The organism is Phenylobacterium sp. Root700 (assembly GCF_001429025.1).
GTDB lineage: Bacteria > Pseudomonadota > Alphaproteobacteria > Caulobacterales > Caulobacteraceae > Phenylobacterium.
This window is the reverse complement of record NZ_LMHT01000035.1, coordinates 439,685-454,263: the sequence shown is the minus strand read 5'-3', so window position 1 is coordinate 454,263 and position 14,579 is coordinate 439,685. Positions and strand designations below refer to the sequence as shown.

Annotated in this window: 17 protein-coding genes; 7 read left to right on the top strand and 10 right to left on the bottom strand. The window is 67.9% G+C overall.

The genetic code is table 11. The features are described 5' to 3' along the window. Nucleotides 1–163 precede the first annotated feature (163 nt). Both ASE02_RS21860 and ASE02_RS21855 read right to left on the bottom strand, forming a co-directional pair. Nucleotides 164–709, bottom strand: coding sequence for an AAA family ATPase (locus ASE02_RS21860; protein WP_056737394.1), 546 nt, complete (start codon nt 707–709; stop codon nt 164–166). Between the two features lie 89 nt (nt 710–798). After that, nucleotides 799–1,284 (bottom strand): 3D domain-containing protein, encoded by a 486-nt coding sequence (locus tag ASE02_RS21855; RefSeq protein ID WP_056737392.1) that lies wholly within the window; start codon nt 1,282–1,284, stop codon nt 799–801. Nucleotides 1,285–1,451: 167 nt separating this feature from the next. On the opposite strand from ASE02_RS21855, the gene ASE02_RS21850 reads away from it, so the two are divergent. The 5 genes from ASE02_RS21850 to ASE02_RS21830 all read left to right on the top strand — a co-directional run bounded on the left by ASE02_RS21850 (nt 1,452) and on the right by ASE02_RS21830 (nt 5,010). Continuing rightward, nucleotides 1,452–2,033: a glutathione S-transferase family protein gene (locus tag ASE02_RS21850; protein ID WP_056737390.1), complete on the top strand. Its 582-nt coding sequence runs from the start codon at nt 1,452–1,454 to the stop codon at nt 2,031–2,033. A gap of 10 nt (nt 2,034–2,043) precedes the next feature. Next, nucleotides 2,044–3,042, top strand: a complete 999-nt coding sequence (locus ASE02_RS21845; RefSeq protein ID WP_056737388.1) for a S1/P1 Nuclease — start codon at nt 2,044–2,046, stop codon at nt 3,040–3,042. 3 nt (nt 3,043–3,045) lie between these two features. Further along, nucleotides 3,046–3,495 (top strand): NUDIX domain-containing protein, encoded by a 450-nt coding sequence (locus ASE02_RS21840; protein WP_056737386.1) that lies wholly within the window; start codon nt 3,046–3,048, stop codon nt 3,493–3,495. A gap of 80 nt (nt 3,496–3,575) precedes the next feature. Continuing rightward, nucleotides 3,576–4,475, top strand: a complete 900-nt coding sequence (gene folD, locus ASE02_RS21835) for a bifunctional methylenetetrahydrofolate dehydrogenase/methenyltetrahydrofolate cyclohydrolase FolD (RefSeq protein WP_056737385.1) — start codon at nt 3,576–3,578, stop codon at nt 4,473–4,475. Nucleotides 4,476–4,563: 88 nt separating this feature from the next. Beyond that, nucleotides 4,564–5,010, top strand: coding sequence for a globin domain-containing protein (locus ASE02_RS21830; RefSeq protein ID WP_056737383.1), 447 nt, complete (start codon nt 4,564–4,566; stop codon nt 5,008–5,010). A gap of 13 nt (nt 5,011–5,023) precedes the next feature. Here the strand turns inward: ASE02_RS21830 and ASE02_RS21825 are convergent, their stop codons facing one another. The 4 genes from ASE02_RS21825 to ASE02_RS21810 are packed head-to-tail and all read right to left on the bottom strand — an operon-like array spanning nt 5,024 to nt 8,525. Then, complete coding sequence (locus tag ASE02_RS21825) at nt 5,024–5,659, bottom strand: ABC-type transport auxiliary lipoprotein family protein (RefSeq protein WP_056737381.1); 636 nt, start codon at nt 5,657–5,659, stop codon at nt 5,024–5,026. Beyond that, nucleotides 5,656–6,594 (bottom strand): MlaD family protein, encoded by a 939-nt coding sequence (locus tag ASE02_RS21820; RefSeq protein ID WP_056737379.1) that lies wholly within the window; start codon nt 6,592–6,594, stop codon nt 5,656–5,658. Before ASE02_RS21820 ends, ASE02_RS21825 begins: the two co-directional genes overlap by 4 nt. Beyond that, entirely contained in the window at nt 6,594–7,379 is a 786-nt protein-coding gene (locus ASE02_RS21815; RefSeq protein WP_056737377.1) for an ABC transporter ATP-binding protein, read from the bottom strand. Before ASE02_RS21815 ends, ASE02_RS21820 begins: the two co-directional genes overlap by 1 nt. A 30-nt stretch (nt 7,380–7,409) precedes the next feature. Then, nucleotides 7,410–8,525, bottom strand: coding sequence for an ABC transporter permease (locus ASE02_RS21810; protein WP_056737375.1), 1,116 nt, complete (start codon nt 8,523–8,525; stop codon nt 7,410–7,412). Between the two features lie 269 nt (nt 8,526–8,794). Between ASE02_RS21810 and ASE02_RS22605 the strand changes: the two genes are divergently transcribed. Then, on the top strand, nt 8,795–9,121 hold the full coding sequence (locus tag ASE02_RS22605) for a hypothetical protein (RefSeq protein ID WP_056737373.1): 327 nt from the start codon (nt 8,795–8,797) through the stop codon (nt 9,119–9,121). Between the two features lie 56 nt (nt 9,122–9,177). Then, nucleotides 9,178–9,684 carry a YdcF family protein gene (locus ASE02_RS22600; RefSeq protein ID WP_162257210.1) on the top strand — a complete coding sequence of 169 codons (507 nt, stop codon included), beginning with the start codon at nt 9,178–9,180 and terminating at the stop codon, nt 9,682–9,684. A 171-nt stretch (nt 9,685–9,855) separates the two neighbouring features. On the opposite strand, the gene ASE02_RS21795 is transcribed toward ASE02_RS22600, so the two are convergent. From ASE02_RS21795 to ASE02_RS21780, 4 genes are read right to left on the bottom strand one after another with little or no spacing between them, the layout of a single operon-like run. Then, nucleotides 9,856–10,545, bottom strand: coding sequence for a response regulator (locus tag ASE02_RS21795; RefSeq protein WP_056737370.1), 690 nt, complete (start codon nt 10,543–10,545; stop codon nt 9,856–9,858). Beyond that, a complete protein-coding gene (locus tag ASE02_RS21790) occupies nt 10,542–13,223 on the bottom strand; it encodes a sensor histidine kinase KdpD (RefSeq protein ID WP_056737368.1) in 2,682 nt (893 codons plus the stop codon). Before ASE02_RS21790 ends, ASE02_RS21795 begins: the two co-directional genes overlap by 4 nt. Beyond that, a complete protein-coding gene (gene kdpC / locus ASE02_RS21785) occupies nt 13,220–13,810 on the bottom strand; it encodes a potassium-transporting ATPase subunit KdpC (protein ID WP_056737366.1) in 591 nt (196 codons plus the stop codon). The genes ASE02_RS21790 and kdpC overlap by 4 nt, the downstream gene beginning before the upstream one ends. A 12-nt stretch (nt 13,811–13,822) precedes the next feature. After that, nucleotides 13,823–14,512 (bottom strand): TorF family putative porin, encoded by a 690-nt coding sequence (locus tag ASE02_RS21780; RefSeq protein WP_056737364.1) that lies wholly within the window; start codon nt 14,510–14,512, stop codon nt 13,823–13,825. Nucleotides 14,513–14,579 lie beyond the last annotated feature (67 nt).

The window sequence follows — 14,579 nt, the reverse complement described above, 5'->3', positions numbered from 1 at the left end:
AGATCGGACCGTTGAATCAGCTCAGCTCAGCAAGGGGAATCACTTCCGTGCATCCCGTAGCCCTCTGGGGGAGCTGTCAGCCTTAGGCTGACTGAGGGGGACTTCGCAGCAGCCCCCTCCGTCGCGCTGGCGCGCGCCATCTCCCCCAGAAGGGGGGATCTGTTCAGGCCGACGTCCCCTCGACATACGCCAGGACAAACTCCGCGCGCGTCTCGACGTCCGTGAGGGGCAGCAGGACCGGCTGATAGCCCAGCGCCCGATAGGCCTTCAGAACGACCTCATGGGTGGCCAGGCAGTCTTCGAAGGTCTGCTTGCGCTCCGCGTCCTGGGCGTAGATCTCCCGCCAGGGTGGCGGCACGAACACATGGGCGTTGTAGCGCCGCGTGTGTAGCGCCTCGGCGAACCAGGGCGGCGGCGTGAAGCCCGCCCCGCCGGTGTCGGGGACGCCGCGGTCGAAGAAGACCCGCTCCTCCACATCGATCATGGAGTTGAAGATGGCGATGTCCTCGCGCGCCGTGCGTTCGCCATAGGCCTGGCTGTCGATCCAGGGGACGGCTGACCCTCCCGACTGGACCTCGTCGCGGATCACCCGGCGGTGGGTTTCCTCAACGCAGCGTTCACCACGCGCCCGCAATTGTTCGATCAGGGTGGTCTTGCCGACGCCCGGTCCGCCGGTGAGCAGGAAGAAGTTGGGTTTCGAGACGATCATCACGGTCCTCAAGCCAAAGGATGTCGCGCCGCCGCAGGGGTGCGGCGACGTTGGGGCAGGCTTGGGGAAGGGCTTCGGGCGCCCGGCGCTTAGGCCGGCGGGCAGCCCTTGAACTCGCCGACTTTCGAAACCGTCAGCTTGGCGAGGTTCAGCGGCATCAACGGCTTCATCGAGGATGAGCCATGGCCGGTAAAGAGGTCGATCTTCTCGCCCTTGATCGCGCCGCCGGTGTCGGAAGCGTACCAGAAGCCGTCATGCCTGGAGCCGTCGGGCATCGGAAGGCCGACGGTTTCCTTGATGTACAGCTTCGTACGGCGAGGAATGAGCTTGGAGTCGATGGCGACGGTGCGCATCGCGACGACGCGGCAGCCGAGCGAATCCAGGACGCCAACACCCTTGGCGCCGGCATGATACAGGCTGGCCTTCAGGCGGAATTCGGGCGTGCCCGGCATGGCTCCAGTCAGGGCCGAAACGATCAGGTCCCCGATCGGATCGGGGGGAGGCGCGGCTTGTGCGCTCGAGGACAGCCCCAAGAAAATCGGGAGGGCGGCAAGGGCGGCGAGGCGACGTCGCATGACGGCAGCTCCTTCGTCGTTGATCTTGGCAGCGGCGGACTAGGTACCCGGAGTCCGAGGGCGGTTCAACCCTGCGTGAAGGATTGCTAACAGCGACATATAGACACCATCGCTTGCCGAACGGCCTATTTCGGCTATCAAACCCTTACGCAACAAGGGGCGAGCTCATGCAGGTCTATGGGGATTCGATCTCTGGAAACTGCCTGAAGGTGCGGTGGGTCGCTGAATATCTCGGCCTGCCCTTCGACTGGATCGAGACCGATATCCTCAAGGGCGAGTCGCGGACGCCGCATTTCCTGGCGCTGAATCCGGCCGGTCAGGTGCCGCTGGTCGTCCTGAACGACGGCCGGCCGCTGGCCCAGTCCAACGCCATCATCCTGCACCTCGCCGAAGGTTCGGACCTGATCCCGACCGACGCCTATGACCGCGCCCGGATGCTGGAATGGATGTTCTGGGAGCAATATTCGCATGAGCCCTATGTCGCTGTGGCGCGCTTCCACGTGCGCTATGCGGGCAAGGCGGTGGCCGATCTCGAGCCCCGGCTGGTCGAGCGGGGCAATGGCGCGCTGCAGCGTCTGGAGGACGGCTTGGCCGTATCGCTATTCCTGGTGGGGGAGGCCGTCAGCCTCGCCGACGTGGCGCTGGTCGCCTACACCCGGCTAGCCCACGAAGGGGGCTTTGACCTTGGCCGCTATCCCAAGGTCCAGACCTGGGTGAAGCGGGTGGAGGCCGCGCTCAAGATCGCCTAAACGGAGGAGCATGAAAGCTCCGCTGATCGTCGCCCTCGTCGTCGCTCTAGCCCCCGCCCAGGCGCTTGCCTGGGGCGCCATGGGGCACCGGATCGTCGGGGAGGCGGCCATGCGCGCCTTGCCCGGCGAGGTCCCGGCCTTCCTGCGCACCCCGGCCGCGGTCCGCGACGTCGGAGAGCTCTCGCGTGAGCAGGATCGCTCCAAGGGCGCCGGGCGCATCCACGACCACAATCGCGACGCCGGCCATTTCCTGGATCTGGACGAGGACGGCAAGCTGCTGGGCGGTCCGTCCTTCCTGCCGCTGCCGGCGACCCGGGCCGACTACGAGAAGGGGCTGCAGGCCGCCGGGCTGGACAGCTGGAAGGCTGGCTACCTGCCCTATTCGATCATCGACCAGCACCAGCAGCTGACCAAGGATTTCGCCTATTGGCAGGCGGTGAAGGTCGCCGCGTCGCGCGAAAAGAACCGCGAACGCCGCGCCTGGCTGAACCGCGATCTGGTGCGGCGCGAGGCGCAGATCCTGCAAACCATCGGCAATCTCTCGCACTTCGTCGGCGACGGGGCCCAGCCCCTGCATGTGACCGTGCACTACAACGGCTGGGGCGAGTATCCGAACCCTCAGGGCTACACGACCGCGCGGGTCCACGGGCCCTTCGAGAGCGAGTTCGTGTTCAACAACATCAAGCTGGCGGCGGTGAGCGCCAAGGTGGCGCCGCTGCGCTCGTGCGACTGCCCGATCGAGAAGCGGACCGTGAACTATCTCTCGGACACCGCCACGCAGGTCATTCCCTTCTATGAGCTGGAGAAGACCGGCGGGATCCGGTCCGGCGACGGGCGAGGGATCACCTTCGCTACGGACCGGCTGGCGGTCGGCGCCTCCGAACTACGCGACATGGTGGTCTCGGCCTGGCGGGCCAGCGGTAACGCCACGGTCGGATGGCCGGTGCTGAGGGTGCAGGACGTGCTGGCCGGCAAGGATCCCTACGACAGCCTCTACGGCAAGGACTGACCGATGCGCGCGGTCCCGCAGTTCGGGGAACGGCAGGGTGGCAGGGTCTATGCCGATCGCCCCGCGGCCTTCGGCATTCTGGAGCGCGAGGGCAAGATCGCCCTGGTGCGCATCGTCAAGACCGATGGGGCCTCATGGCACGATCTGCCGGGCGGCGGCGTCGATCCGGGCGAGACCCCGGAGCAGGGCGTGGTGCGCGAGTTCGGCGAGGAGGCGGGGTTGCAGGTGGCGACGCGGTCGTCCTTCGGCGTCGCCGACCAATTCTTCATCAACACCGAGGGGCTGGCCTGGAACAATCGCAGCGTCTTCTTCAGCCTCGACCTGCTGGCCGAGGCGCCGGCGCTGAAGGTCGAGGACGACCATACCCTCATGTGGCTTGAGCCCGAGGCCGCGATCAGGATCCTTCGCCACGACTCCCACGCCTGGGCCGTGGCGGCCTGGATGCGGTCCTAGTCGAGGCCGCGCTCCTGGCCGCATTGCGCGGCGCAGGCTGAACGGGTAGTTCCAGCGCCAGTTCCGACCCAGGAGAACGCATGTCCCAGGCCCAGATCATCGACGGCAAGACCACGGCCGAACGTCTGCGCGCCGAGGTGGCCGCCGAGGTCGCGATCCTCAAGGCCCAGCATGGCCTGCAACCGGGCCTGGCGGTGGTGCTGGTCGGCGACGATCCGGCCAGCCAGGTCTATGTGCGCTCCAAGGGCGAGCACTCCAACGCCGCCGGGATGCATTCGGTCACCCACCGGCTGCCGGCCGATGTCAGCCAGGACGACCTGCTGGCCATGGTTGAGCAGCTGAACGGCGATCCGGCCATCCACGGCATCCTGGTCCAGCTGCCGCTGCCCAAGGGATTGGACGAGAAGGCGGTGATCGAGGCCATCAACCCGGCCAAGGATGTCGACGGACTGCATGTCGTCAACGCCGGACGGCTGGCGCAGGGGCTGCCCTCGCTGGTGCCCTGCACGCCGCTGGGCTGCATGATCCTGCTGCGCGAGACCCTGGGCGACCTGACCGGCAAGCGCGCCGTGGTGGTCGGCCGCTCGGTGCTGGTCGGCAAGCCGATCGCCCAACTGCTGCTGCAGGCCGACTGCACGGTCACTATCGCTCATTCGCGCACCCAGGACCTGGCGGCGGTTTGCCGCGAGGCCGACATCTTGGTCGCCGCGGTCGGCCGCCCGCAGATGATCAAGGCCGACTGGATCAAGCCCGGCGCGACCGTGATCGACGTCGGCATCAACCGCGTCCCGTTCCGCGATCCGGTCAAGGCCGCCGCCGGCAAGACCAAGCTGGTCGGAGACGTAGCCTACAAGGAAGCTTTGAGCGTCGCCGGGCACATCACCCCGGTGCCGGGCGGCGTCGGGCTGATGACCGTCGCCTGCCTGCTCAAGAACACCGTCACGGCGGCCAAGCGCATCGCCGGACTGGCCGACGCCTAGGTTCAGGCCAGACCGTCTACGTAGTGACCCGGAGTTGAGCGTGCGTCCGCGCGGCTGTTAAGGCCCAGATCACAAAGGGGATCTGGACATGCGCGAACTCTCTTCAACGACCATCGGCATCGTCAAGGCGACGGCGCCCGTACTGGTTCAGCACGGCGTGGCGATCACCACGGCCATGTACGAGCGGCTGTTTGTCGACGCCGAAATAAAGGCCCTGTTCGATCAGGCGGCGCAGGAATCGGGCGAGCAACCGCGCCGGCTGGCCGCGGCCATCGTCGCCTTTGCGCAGAACGTCGACAATCTGCCGGCGCTGTCGGGCGCGATCGAGAAGATGGCGACGCGGCACGTCCAGACGCATGTACGGCCTGAACACTATCCCTCGGTGGCGGCCGCGCTTCTGCCGGCCATCCGCGACGTGCTGGGCGAGGCGGCGACCGACGAGGTGCTTGGCGCCTGGGGCGAGGCCTACGGGTTCCTGGCCGACGTGCTGATCGCCCGCGAGGCGCAGATGTACGCCCTGGAACCGGTCAACTGACTGCGGTCAGCTCCTAGACCGGCGCGGAGCCGGTCTGGTTGGTCCAGCCGATCAGGTCGGCCAGGGCTTCGCCCACCGCCTGATCGAAGGCCCTGACGATCGAGGACACGCGGTTGTCGCTGGCGCGAACCTTGGCCTCGATGAGCGTCGAGCCGGCCAGGGTCCGGTCGGCGCGCACCAGGGTCACGCGCAGGCCGACGGCGACCTGGGGCGCGGCCTTGAGACCGTGATCATAGTCGGCTTCGAACTTGGTGACGTCGACCCGCAGGAAGTAGTCGGCCTTGCCGACCTCGCCGCGCGACATCAGCCGGGCCGCGCCATTGCTGCTGTCGAAGGCGCGGGTGAGCGCCTCGTTGAACAATGTCACGGCGGGCGAAACCCAACGGGACTCGGCGACATAGGCCACCTTGCCGCCGTCGACGGTGAGGATGCGGTCGCTCGACGCCGCCTGCACGAAGCTGCCGCCCGCCCGAACCACGCCGAACCGGGCGGTGGGCGCCGGCGCCGCGGCGTCCGCGGCCTTGGTCACGCCGTCGAAACGGTAGAGCTGGGCCGGATCTGACTTCGGAAACAGCGAGATGCAGGCCGAGAGCGAGACGGCGAGCGCCGTGAGGCTCAGGACGCGAAGGCTGCGTGCGAGGGCGGTCATGGCTTCACCTTGATTTCCTGGGCGGTCGGCTTGCCGACCAGGCCGCGGGGATTGGCTTCGACGTCGCGGATCAGCCGGTCGAGGGACTCGGCCGTCTCCTGCAGGGTTTGGACGGAGGAGGTCAGTTGCGGCAGGCCGTTGGTGGCGAAGTCGCTGGTCGGACCATCCAGGCGGCCGATCATGGTGCGAATGTCCTTGGCGGCGGCCTGGGCCTCGTCGGAGGCGGCGGCCAGATTGGCCAGGGTCCGCTTGCCGTCATTGTCGACCAGTTCGCGGCTGGACTTGCTCAGCGCGGCGATCTCGACGGCTGCGGCGTCGATGCTTTGCAGGGATTTCTGGGCGTCGGCGATGATGGCGCGGCGCTCACGCAGTTCGGCGGTCACCGCCTGGGCGTCGCTGATCGCGGCGCCGACCGTCTTGATGTTCTGGTCCGACAGCAGCCGGTTGACCCGGTCCAGGGCCTCGACCGTGCGGGTCAGCACCGTCCCGCCGCCCTCCAGAAGGTCGGACAGGGCGCTGCGCTGGGTGCGGAGCTTGGGGACCTGGCCTTGGGGCACGGTATCGCGCAGCAGGCGCTTGGACGGCGTCCCGGCGGTGATCTGCACGTAGTTCACCCCGGTGATGCCCTGGGGTTCGAGCGTGGCGTAGGAGTCGGCGCGGATCGGCACGTCGGAGGTGACCCGGGCGCGGGCGATCACCCGGTTCGGATTGGCGCGGTCGAGCTGGATGCGGGTGACCTCGCCGACCTTGATGCCGTTAAAATGGACTTCGCCGCCCTGGCTCAGGCCACGGACCGGCCCCTGGAAGATGATGTCGTAGACGTCGTAGTCCTGGGCGAAGGTCAGCCGCGCCAGCCAGACGACGAAGATCATCAGCCCGGTGAACAGCAGCAGGGTCGAAAAGCCCACCAGGGCGTAGTTGGCGTCTTTTTCCATCAGGCGGCCGTCTCGGCTTTCTTGACTGCACTGGCCGCGGCGCGTCCGCGCGGGCCGAGGAAGTACTCTTGGATCCAGGGGTGAGTTGAACGCTCAAGTTCGCGTACCGGCGCGGCCTCGACCACCTTCTTGTCGGCCAGCACGGCGACGCGGTCGGTGATCGCATAAAGCGTGTCGAGGTCGTGGGTGATCATGAACACCGTCAGGTTCAGGCTGTCGGAGAGGTCTTTGATCAGGGTGTCGAAGGCCGCCGCCCCGATGGGGTCGAGGCCGGCGGTCGGCTCGTCGAGGAACAGCAGTTCGGGGTCCAACGCCAGGGCGCGGGCCAGGCCGGCGCGCTTGCGCATGCCGCCTGACAGCTCCGCGGGCTTCAGGTCGCCGGCCCCGGCTCGTAGGCCGACCAATGCGATCTTCAGGTCGGCGAGTTCGTCGATGGTCTTGCGCGACAGATTGGTGTGCTCGTGCATTGGCGCGGCCACGTTCTGACGGACGGTGAGGTTCGAGAACAGGGCGCCTTGCTGGAAAAGGACGCCCCAACTGCGCTCGATCTCCGACCAGCGGCCGCGGCTGGCGTGCTGGATGTCCTGGCCGAACACCTTGACCGCCCCGGCGTCGGGATGGCGCAGGCCGATAATGGTGTTGAGCAGGACCGACTTGCCGGTCCCCGAACCGCCGACCACGCCCAGGACCTCGCCCCGCCGCACGGTCAGGTTCAGCCCATCATGCACGACATGCGAGCCGAACTGCGACTTCAGACCGGTCACCTCGATGGCCGGACCGTCCATGGGCAGCGCATCTGCTTCGTCTTCGGACACTTAGATCCCCAACTTCATGTAGAGCAGGGCGAAGGCGGCATCGATCAGGATGATGGCGAAGATGGCGTGGACGACGGCCGAGGTCACCCGGCGGCCCAGCGATTCCACATCGCCGCCGACTTCCATGCCCTGGCGGCAGCCGATGCCGGCGATGACCGCGGCCATCACCGGGGCCTTGGACATGCCGATCATGAAGTGCGTGACCCCGACATTGTCGATGATCCGCTGCAGGAAGAAGGCCGGACCCAGGCCGAGCACCGTCCAGGTGACCAGCAGGCCGCCGAATAGGCCCGCCAGGGTCGCCACGAAGGTCAGCAGGGGGATGATCGCCAGCAGGGCGGCGAAGCGGGGGAAGACCAGGGCCTCGAACGGATCGACGCCCATCACCTTCATGGCGTCGATCTCCTGATTCATCTTCATCGAGCCGATTTCGGCGGCGAAGGCTGAGGCTGAGCGGCCGGCCAGCAAGATGGCGGTGATCAGGATGTTGAACTCGCGCAGCACCGCGATGCCGATCAGTTCGACGGCGAACACCTCGGCCCCGAACTGCCGCAGCATGTTGGCGCCGAGCAGGCCGACCACCGCGCCGATGAAGAACGAGGTGACTGCGACGATCGGAATGGCGTCGAGCCCGGCGCGTTCTGCCAGCGAAACGCAGGCCGCCCAGCGGATGCGCGCCGGATTGATCATGACCCGGCCCATGACCACCAACAGGTGGCCGGTGAAGACCATGGTCTCGAAGAACTCGCCGGCCAGGTCGAATACGCCGCGGCCGACCCGGATGGCCAGTTGATAGAAGCCGCGCGGCTCGGGCCGCTTGACGGGCTTTTCCGCGGCCGCCGCGCCGACCAGTTCCAGCAGGCGGACCGTCTCCGGGCGCGCCTGGATGCGGTCGCTTGGCAGGACGTCGCGCAGCGCGCGGATCAGGGCGAAGGCGCCGGCCGTGTCGAGGCGTCCGACGGGCGTCATGTCCACGCCCTTCAGGCCCTCGGTCTCGACCGCGGCGGCCAGACGCTTGGCGGCGTCGCCGGTCGAGGTCGCGGTCCAGTCGCCGGACAGCACGGCCTTTCGGCCGTCATCGACGTCCATCAAGCTAAAGTCGGCGGGTCGTTCCATCGGCTCGCGTCGTAGCCTCGCTAGGGAGCGTTTGCGTGAGTCGAAACGCCTCGCAGGTCAACCTAGCAGAGCCGTCACTGGACCAGGAACGCCATATAGCCCAGGTTGTTCCGAGATTCCGCAACGCGGCGGCCCCGTTCGCGACAAGGTGATGTATAGTCGCACGGTCGCGCCTATCTTTCGCCCAAGTCGCGCGGCTATCAGGGGCGCGGGGTGGCTTGTCCGGCCCCGGAATGATTTTTCTCTTACCTCAAGGTCGGGAGCGTGCGTTGGCCCGTCAGATCGAAATCGCTGGGAAATCCGGCAACCGTTATCGTTACACCGCTCTTGAGGAGGATCGGATTCTGCCGCCTGCCGGGGCGAACTATGTGATCTGCAAGCCGACCTCTCAGGGGGTCGACGTGCTCTATGTCGGGGAAACCGACAGCTTGGCGCGCACGGTGTGGCGCGACCAATTGGCCAAGGCCAAGGATGTCTATGGCGACGACGCCGACGTGCTGACGCGGCTCAATGTCCGCAGCGCCGTGCGTTTGGCCGAACAGGACGATCTCATCGAGGAGCATCAGCCCCCGATGAACGCAGAGGCGAGAGCCTAGCGCCCACGGGCGCGCGCGGTCATCCTGCAACCCAATCGGCACGGACGACCTCGCATTTGTCCCACCACCTCATCGTTATCCTGGGTGCGGCCGTCCGACCGGACGGCCGCGCGAGCGCCGCGCTCCTGCGGCGTATCGAGGGCGGGCGGCGATTGGCTCTGGCTCGCCCGAACGCCCTGGTCTTCTGTTCGGGCGGAGTGGGGCGCTATGGCCCCTCCGAAGCCTCGATCATGGCCGGGCGGCTGGTTGAGGGCGGTGTGGCGGCCGATAGGCTGATCCTGGACGAAGGCAGTCTCGACACCCTGCAAACGGTGGTGGCGGCCGCGCACGTGATCGCCCAGCGCGACTTGCCCGGCGCGATCATCTGCACCGACAGCTATCACACGCCTCGAACCCGGCTGATTTTCGCCGCGCTCGGTGTTCCGACGCTGGACGGATCGGTGAAGGCTGGTCCGCGCCAGATGGGCTGGCCCGCCTGGTGGAAGATGCGCCTGCGTGAAATCCCGGCCATTCCCTATGACTGGGTCCTAGGGCTGACCAAGCGCCGAGGGCTTCGGAGCTAGGCAGCTTGGCCTTCCGCCCGCATCTTCCCCTTGGATCGTCATGGCCAACCTCTTGTGTCGGCCATCCATAAACACTGCGCTCGGGGATTTGCCGGGGCGGCCGCGTCTAGGGATCACCGGAACAAGCCCGGCGATGACGATCAGAGTTGGGAAGATCGATCGATAAGGGCCTCAACCTATCCAGCGATAGCCGACGCCGGGTTCGGTGGTGATCAGGATCGGGCTGGAGGGATCGACCTCCACCTTCTGGCGCAACTGGGCCACGAAGACGCGCAGGTACTGGACGTCTTCTTCGTGCGCCGGACCCCAGACGGCGGTCAGCAATTGGCGATGGGTGACGACCTTGCCGCCGCCCTCCACCAGTTGGGCCAGCAGGTCATATTCCTTGGGCGACAGGCGGATGGCCTGGCCGCCGCGGGTCACCAGCCGCTTGATCAGGTCGATGGTCAGGTCGCCGACCGTGACGATCGGCTCGGCCCCCTTCTGGCGCAGGCGGTGGCGCAGGGCCACCCGCAGCCGGGCCAGCAGTTCGCCGACCCCGAAGGGCTTTTCCACATAGTCGTCGGCGCCGAGATCGAGGGCGTCGATCTTCTCGGTTTCCTTGTCGCGGGCCGAGAGCACGATGATCGGGCCGTCATAGAAGGCGCGGGCACGGGTCAGCGCCTCCTTGCCGTCGAAATCGGGCAGGCCAAGATCCAGCACCACGGCGTCGGGCGCCTTGCGGGCGATCTCCTTCAGGCCCTCGGCGGCGGTGTCGGCGCGGATCGGCTCATAGCCGGCCGCCTCCAGCGCCGGTTGCAGGAACCGGTGGATCTGCGGCTCGTCGTCAATGACCAGGATGCGGGGGCGGTTGGCGCTCACAGCATGTGCCCCGGCATGACGGTTTCCTTGGGCAGGCTGATCAGGATGCGCGTGCCCTGGCCGTCGTGGATGGGACTGGCGGCGGCGATGCGTCCTCCCATGGCCTCGACGAAACCCTTGGAGATCGCCAGGCCCAGGCCCGCGCCCTTGCCCCGGTCGGTGGCTTCCTCCATGCGGCGGAACTTCTCGAACACGCGCTCAAGCTCGGGGGTCGGAATGCCTCGGCCCTCGTCCTCGATGGAGATCACCACGTTGCCGCGGTCCTCATAGGCCGCGACCTCGATCGACGATCCGTCCGGGCTATAGGCGATGGCGTTCTCCAGGATGTTCACCAGGGCCTGTTCCAACAGCGACGGGTCGGCCTTGACCATCGACAGCTCGACAGGGAAGTCGCGCGCCACGGTGCGCTTGTCCAGCCGTCGTTTCACCCGGTCCACCGCCGCGCGCAGCACGTCGCGGATATCGACCCAGTCGCGCCGGGTGACCAGCGCGCCGCCCTCTAGCCGGGTCATGTCCAGCAGGTCGCCGACATAGCGGTTCAGCCGCTCGGCCTCCTCCTGGATGGAGACCAGCAGGTCGCGCTGCACCCGGCTGTCCAGCGACTTGCCGTAGTCGAGCAGGGTGGTGACGGAGCCCAGCACCGTCGACAGCGGGGTGCGCAGGTCGTGGCTGACCGAGTTCAGCAGGGCGCCGCGTAGGCGGTCGGTGCGGCGCAGCGCCTCGGTGTCGGCGGCCTGGGCGGCGAACTCGGCGCGTTCCAGGGCGACCGCGCCCTGGTCGAGCAAGGCCGAGACGAAACGTTCGTTGTCCTCGGCGGCCAGGGCCTTGGGCTCGACCCCGGCGACGCCGGCGCGGGCCTTGACCCCCTGCAACGGGCGGAAGGTCCAGGCGGAGTTGGGCAGGGTGCCGGTGCCGGCGCCTGCCGGTTCGCCCTTTTCCCAGGCCCAGCGCGCGGCGGCCATGTCGCCGGGCGGCAGGGCGTCCAGGGGCGGGGAGGCGGCGGTCAGCGCCAGGTCGTCGCGTTCAGGGGTCAGGACCACCGCCGCACCGCTGGTCGCCGCGGCGAGCTGTTCGGCCAGGGCCTGGGCCGCGGTGTCCTGCTTGGCTGCCGAGGACAGCCTGCGACTCGCGGCCAGCAGCGACGACACCGCCGAGGCCCGCCGCGAGACGGCGCGGGCCTGATCGCGGATGCGGCCGGTCAGCCAGCCGGTGGTCAGGGCCACGGCGAAGAACACGGCGAAGGTCAGCACGTCGGCGGGATGGCCGATGCGCACCGTCAGACGCGGTTCCAGGAAGAAGAAATTATAGGCGAAGGCGCAGAGCGTCGCGGCGGTCAGGGCCGGCCAGAGCCCGAAGGCCAGTCCGCTGATCAGCACGCTCAGCATGAAGATCATGGCCAGGTTGGCGGTCTCGGCCACCTGGAACGTCGCGCCCGCCAGCAAGGCGGCGACGCTCACCAGGCCGACGGCGCCGGCGTGTCCGGCCCAGGGCCAGGAACTCAGCGGCGCGCGGAGGCGGGGCGACGACGCAGCGTCGGGCTCCGAGCCCTCGGTGACGACGTGCAGGGCCGCGCCCTGCGCCTCTTCCAGCAGGGCATGGACCAACGAGCGACGGAAGGGGGTGCGGCGGGGCCGGGCCGACTTGCCGACCACGATCTGGGTGACGTTGTTGCGCCGCGCATAGTCCAGGACGCTGCTTACGAGGTCGTCGCCGGTCAGCATCACCGTGACGCCGCCCAGTTGCTCGGCGAGCTTCAGGGCTTCGTTGAGGCGGGCCTGTCCGGTTGCGGGCGCGGGCGGGGCGTTGGGGCGTTCGACGTGGGCCACGAACCAGGGCGCGTCCATCATCATGTCGGACAGCCGCCGCCCGGTCCGCACCAGGGCGCCGGCCGAGGCGTCGGGGCCGAGCAGGACCAGGATCCGCTCGCCCGCCGCCCAAGGACCCTCGACCCCGGCGCGCTTCATGGCGCCCAGCAGTTGATCGTCCACAGTCTGGGCCGCGCGGCGCAGGGCGAGTTCGCGCAGGGCCGTCAGGTTTTCGGGCTTGAAGAACCGCTCGGCGGCGATGCGGGCGGTGTCGCCGATATAGACCTTGCCCTCGGCCATCCGCTCGCGGAGTTCCGAAGGCGTGATGTCGATCAGCTCGATCTCATCGGCGCGGGAGAGGGCGGAGTCGGGCACCGTCTCGCGCTGGCGCACGCCGGTGATCTTCCAGACCACCTCGCGCAGGCTTTCCAGGTGCTGGACGTTGAGGGTGGTCCAGACGTCGATCCCGGCGGCGAGGATCTCCTCGACGTCCTGCCAGCGCTTGGGGTGGCGAGACCCCGGCGCGTTGGAATGGGCGTATTCGTCGACCAACAGCAGGGCCGGCTTGCGCTCGAGCGCGCCGTCGAGATCGAATTCCAGCAGCGTGCGTTCGCGGTAGTCGATCGGCCGCCGGGCCATGACGTCCAGGCCGCGCAGCAGGGATTGGGTCTCGCGGCGGCCATGGGTTTCGACCACCCCGACAACGACGTCGCCGCCCTCCGCCTTTCGGCGGCGAGCGGCGCGCAGCATCTCGAAGGTCTTTCCCACCCCGGGCGACATGCCCAGGAAGACCTTCAGCCGCCCCCGGCCCGGCCTGGCGGTGGCGGCCAGCAGGGCGTCCGGATCGGGGCGGCGGGGTTCGTCCGGGCTCATGAGGCGGGAGGTTGACGCAGCGGATAGCGGGCGTCGAGGGCGAGGTTGGTCTCCAGCACGTTCACCCGCGGCTGGCCGAGGACGCCAAAGACGCGGCCCTCGACATGGGCGGCGAGGGTTTCGCGCACCAGCCGAGGTTCGACGCCCCGAGCCTTGGCGATGCGGTCGGCCTGGAGGGCGGCGTATTGCGGCGAGATATGCGGGTCGAGGCCCGAGCCGGAGGCGGTGACAGCGTCGGCGGGAATCACGCCCTGGCCGTCCTCGGCGCGAATAGCGACTGCGCTGTCCTTGACCCGCTTGGCGAGGTCTTCGTTCAGCGGGCCGAGGTTGGAACCCGACGAGGCCGAAGCGTCATAGCCGGCGGCGCCGGCGGCCGAGGGGCGGGGGTGCAGGTACTGGGCCTTGGCGAAGTTCTGTCCAATCAGCTCCGAGCCCACCACCTTGCCGCCCATGACGATGAGGCTGCCGTTGGCCTGGCTCGGAAAGGCGGCCTGGGCCACGCCGGTGATCAGCATCGGATAGGCGACCCCTAGCAGGAGCGTGAAGAAGGCCATCGATACGACGGCCGGGCGGATGAGGGACAGCATGGCGCAGATCTCCTAGAAGACGGCCTTGACGCCGAGCACGACGCGGCTGCCGTAGACGTCGCCGAAGCCGTGCTCGCTGGTGTCGTGATAGCGCAGGTCGAAACCGACGACGTCGTTGAGGGCGTAGCTCGCGCCGAGGTTCCAGTGCGTGTAGTCGCCGTCGTAGTTGACGTCCTGGTGGGCGAGCGTGCCTGAGATCGTGACCTTCTCGGCGACCGGAACCCAGCCATACAGCTCGACATAGGTCGACTTGCCGGTCTCGCCGAAGAAGTCGTTGGAATGGAAGACGTTCGCGCCGACCGTGGCCGGGCCGACGGGGAGCGAGCCACCCACCTTCAACTCCAGAAAGTCCTGATCGGGGCCTGAGGGCTGGTCGATGTAGGCATAGTAGATCATGCCAAGGTCGAGGGTGACGGGGCCTAGTTTGGGTTTGACGCCGGCGTAGAGGTCCAGTTCCGCGTCGGTGCCGTTGTTGAAGTCGACGTTCGAGATCCAGGCCCCGGCGTAGCCGAGGCTCCCGATCGTGGCGTCGACGCCGGCCGCCAGCTGCGGCTTTTCGTCGGTCTGGCTGACCCCGCGCCAGACATACTCGGTGGCGGCTCCGGCGTTGAACGAAAGGTCGAGTTCCTGAGCGAACGCCGGGGCCGCCGTCATGGAGGCGATGGCGGCGATGGCGAAGGGAAACACCCGGTACTGGGTCATGAGCGAGGTCCTGAAGGGTTCTTTTTGTGTGTCGATTGCGGGCATTGGCGTCTTCCTAGAAGGCGCC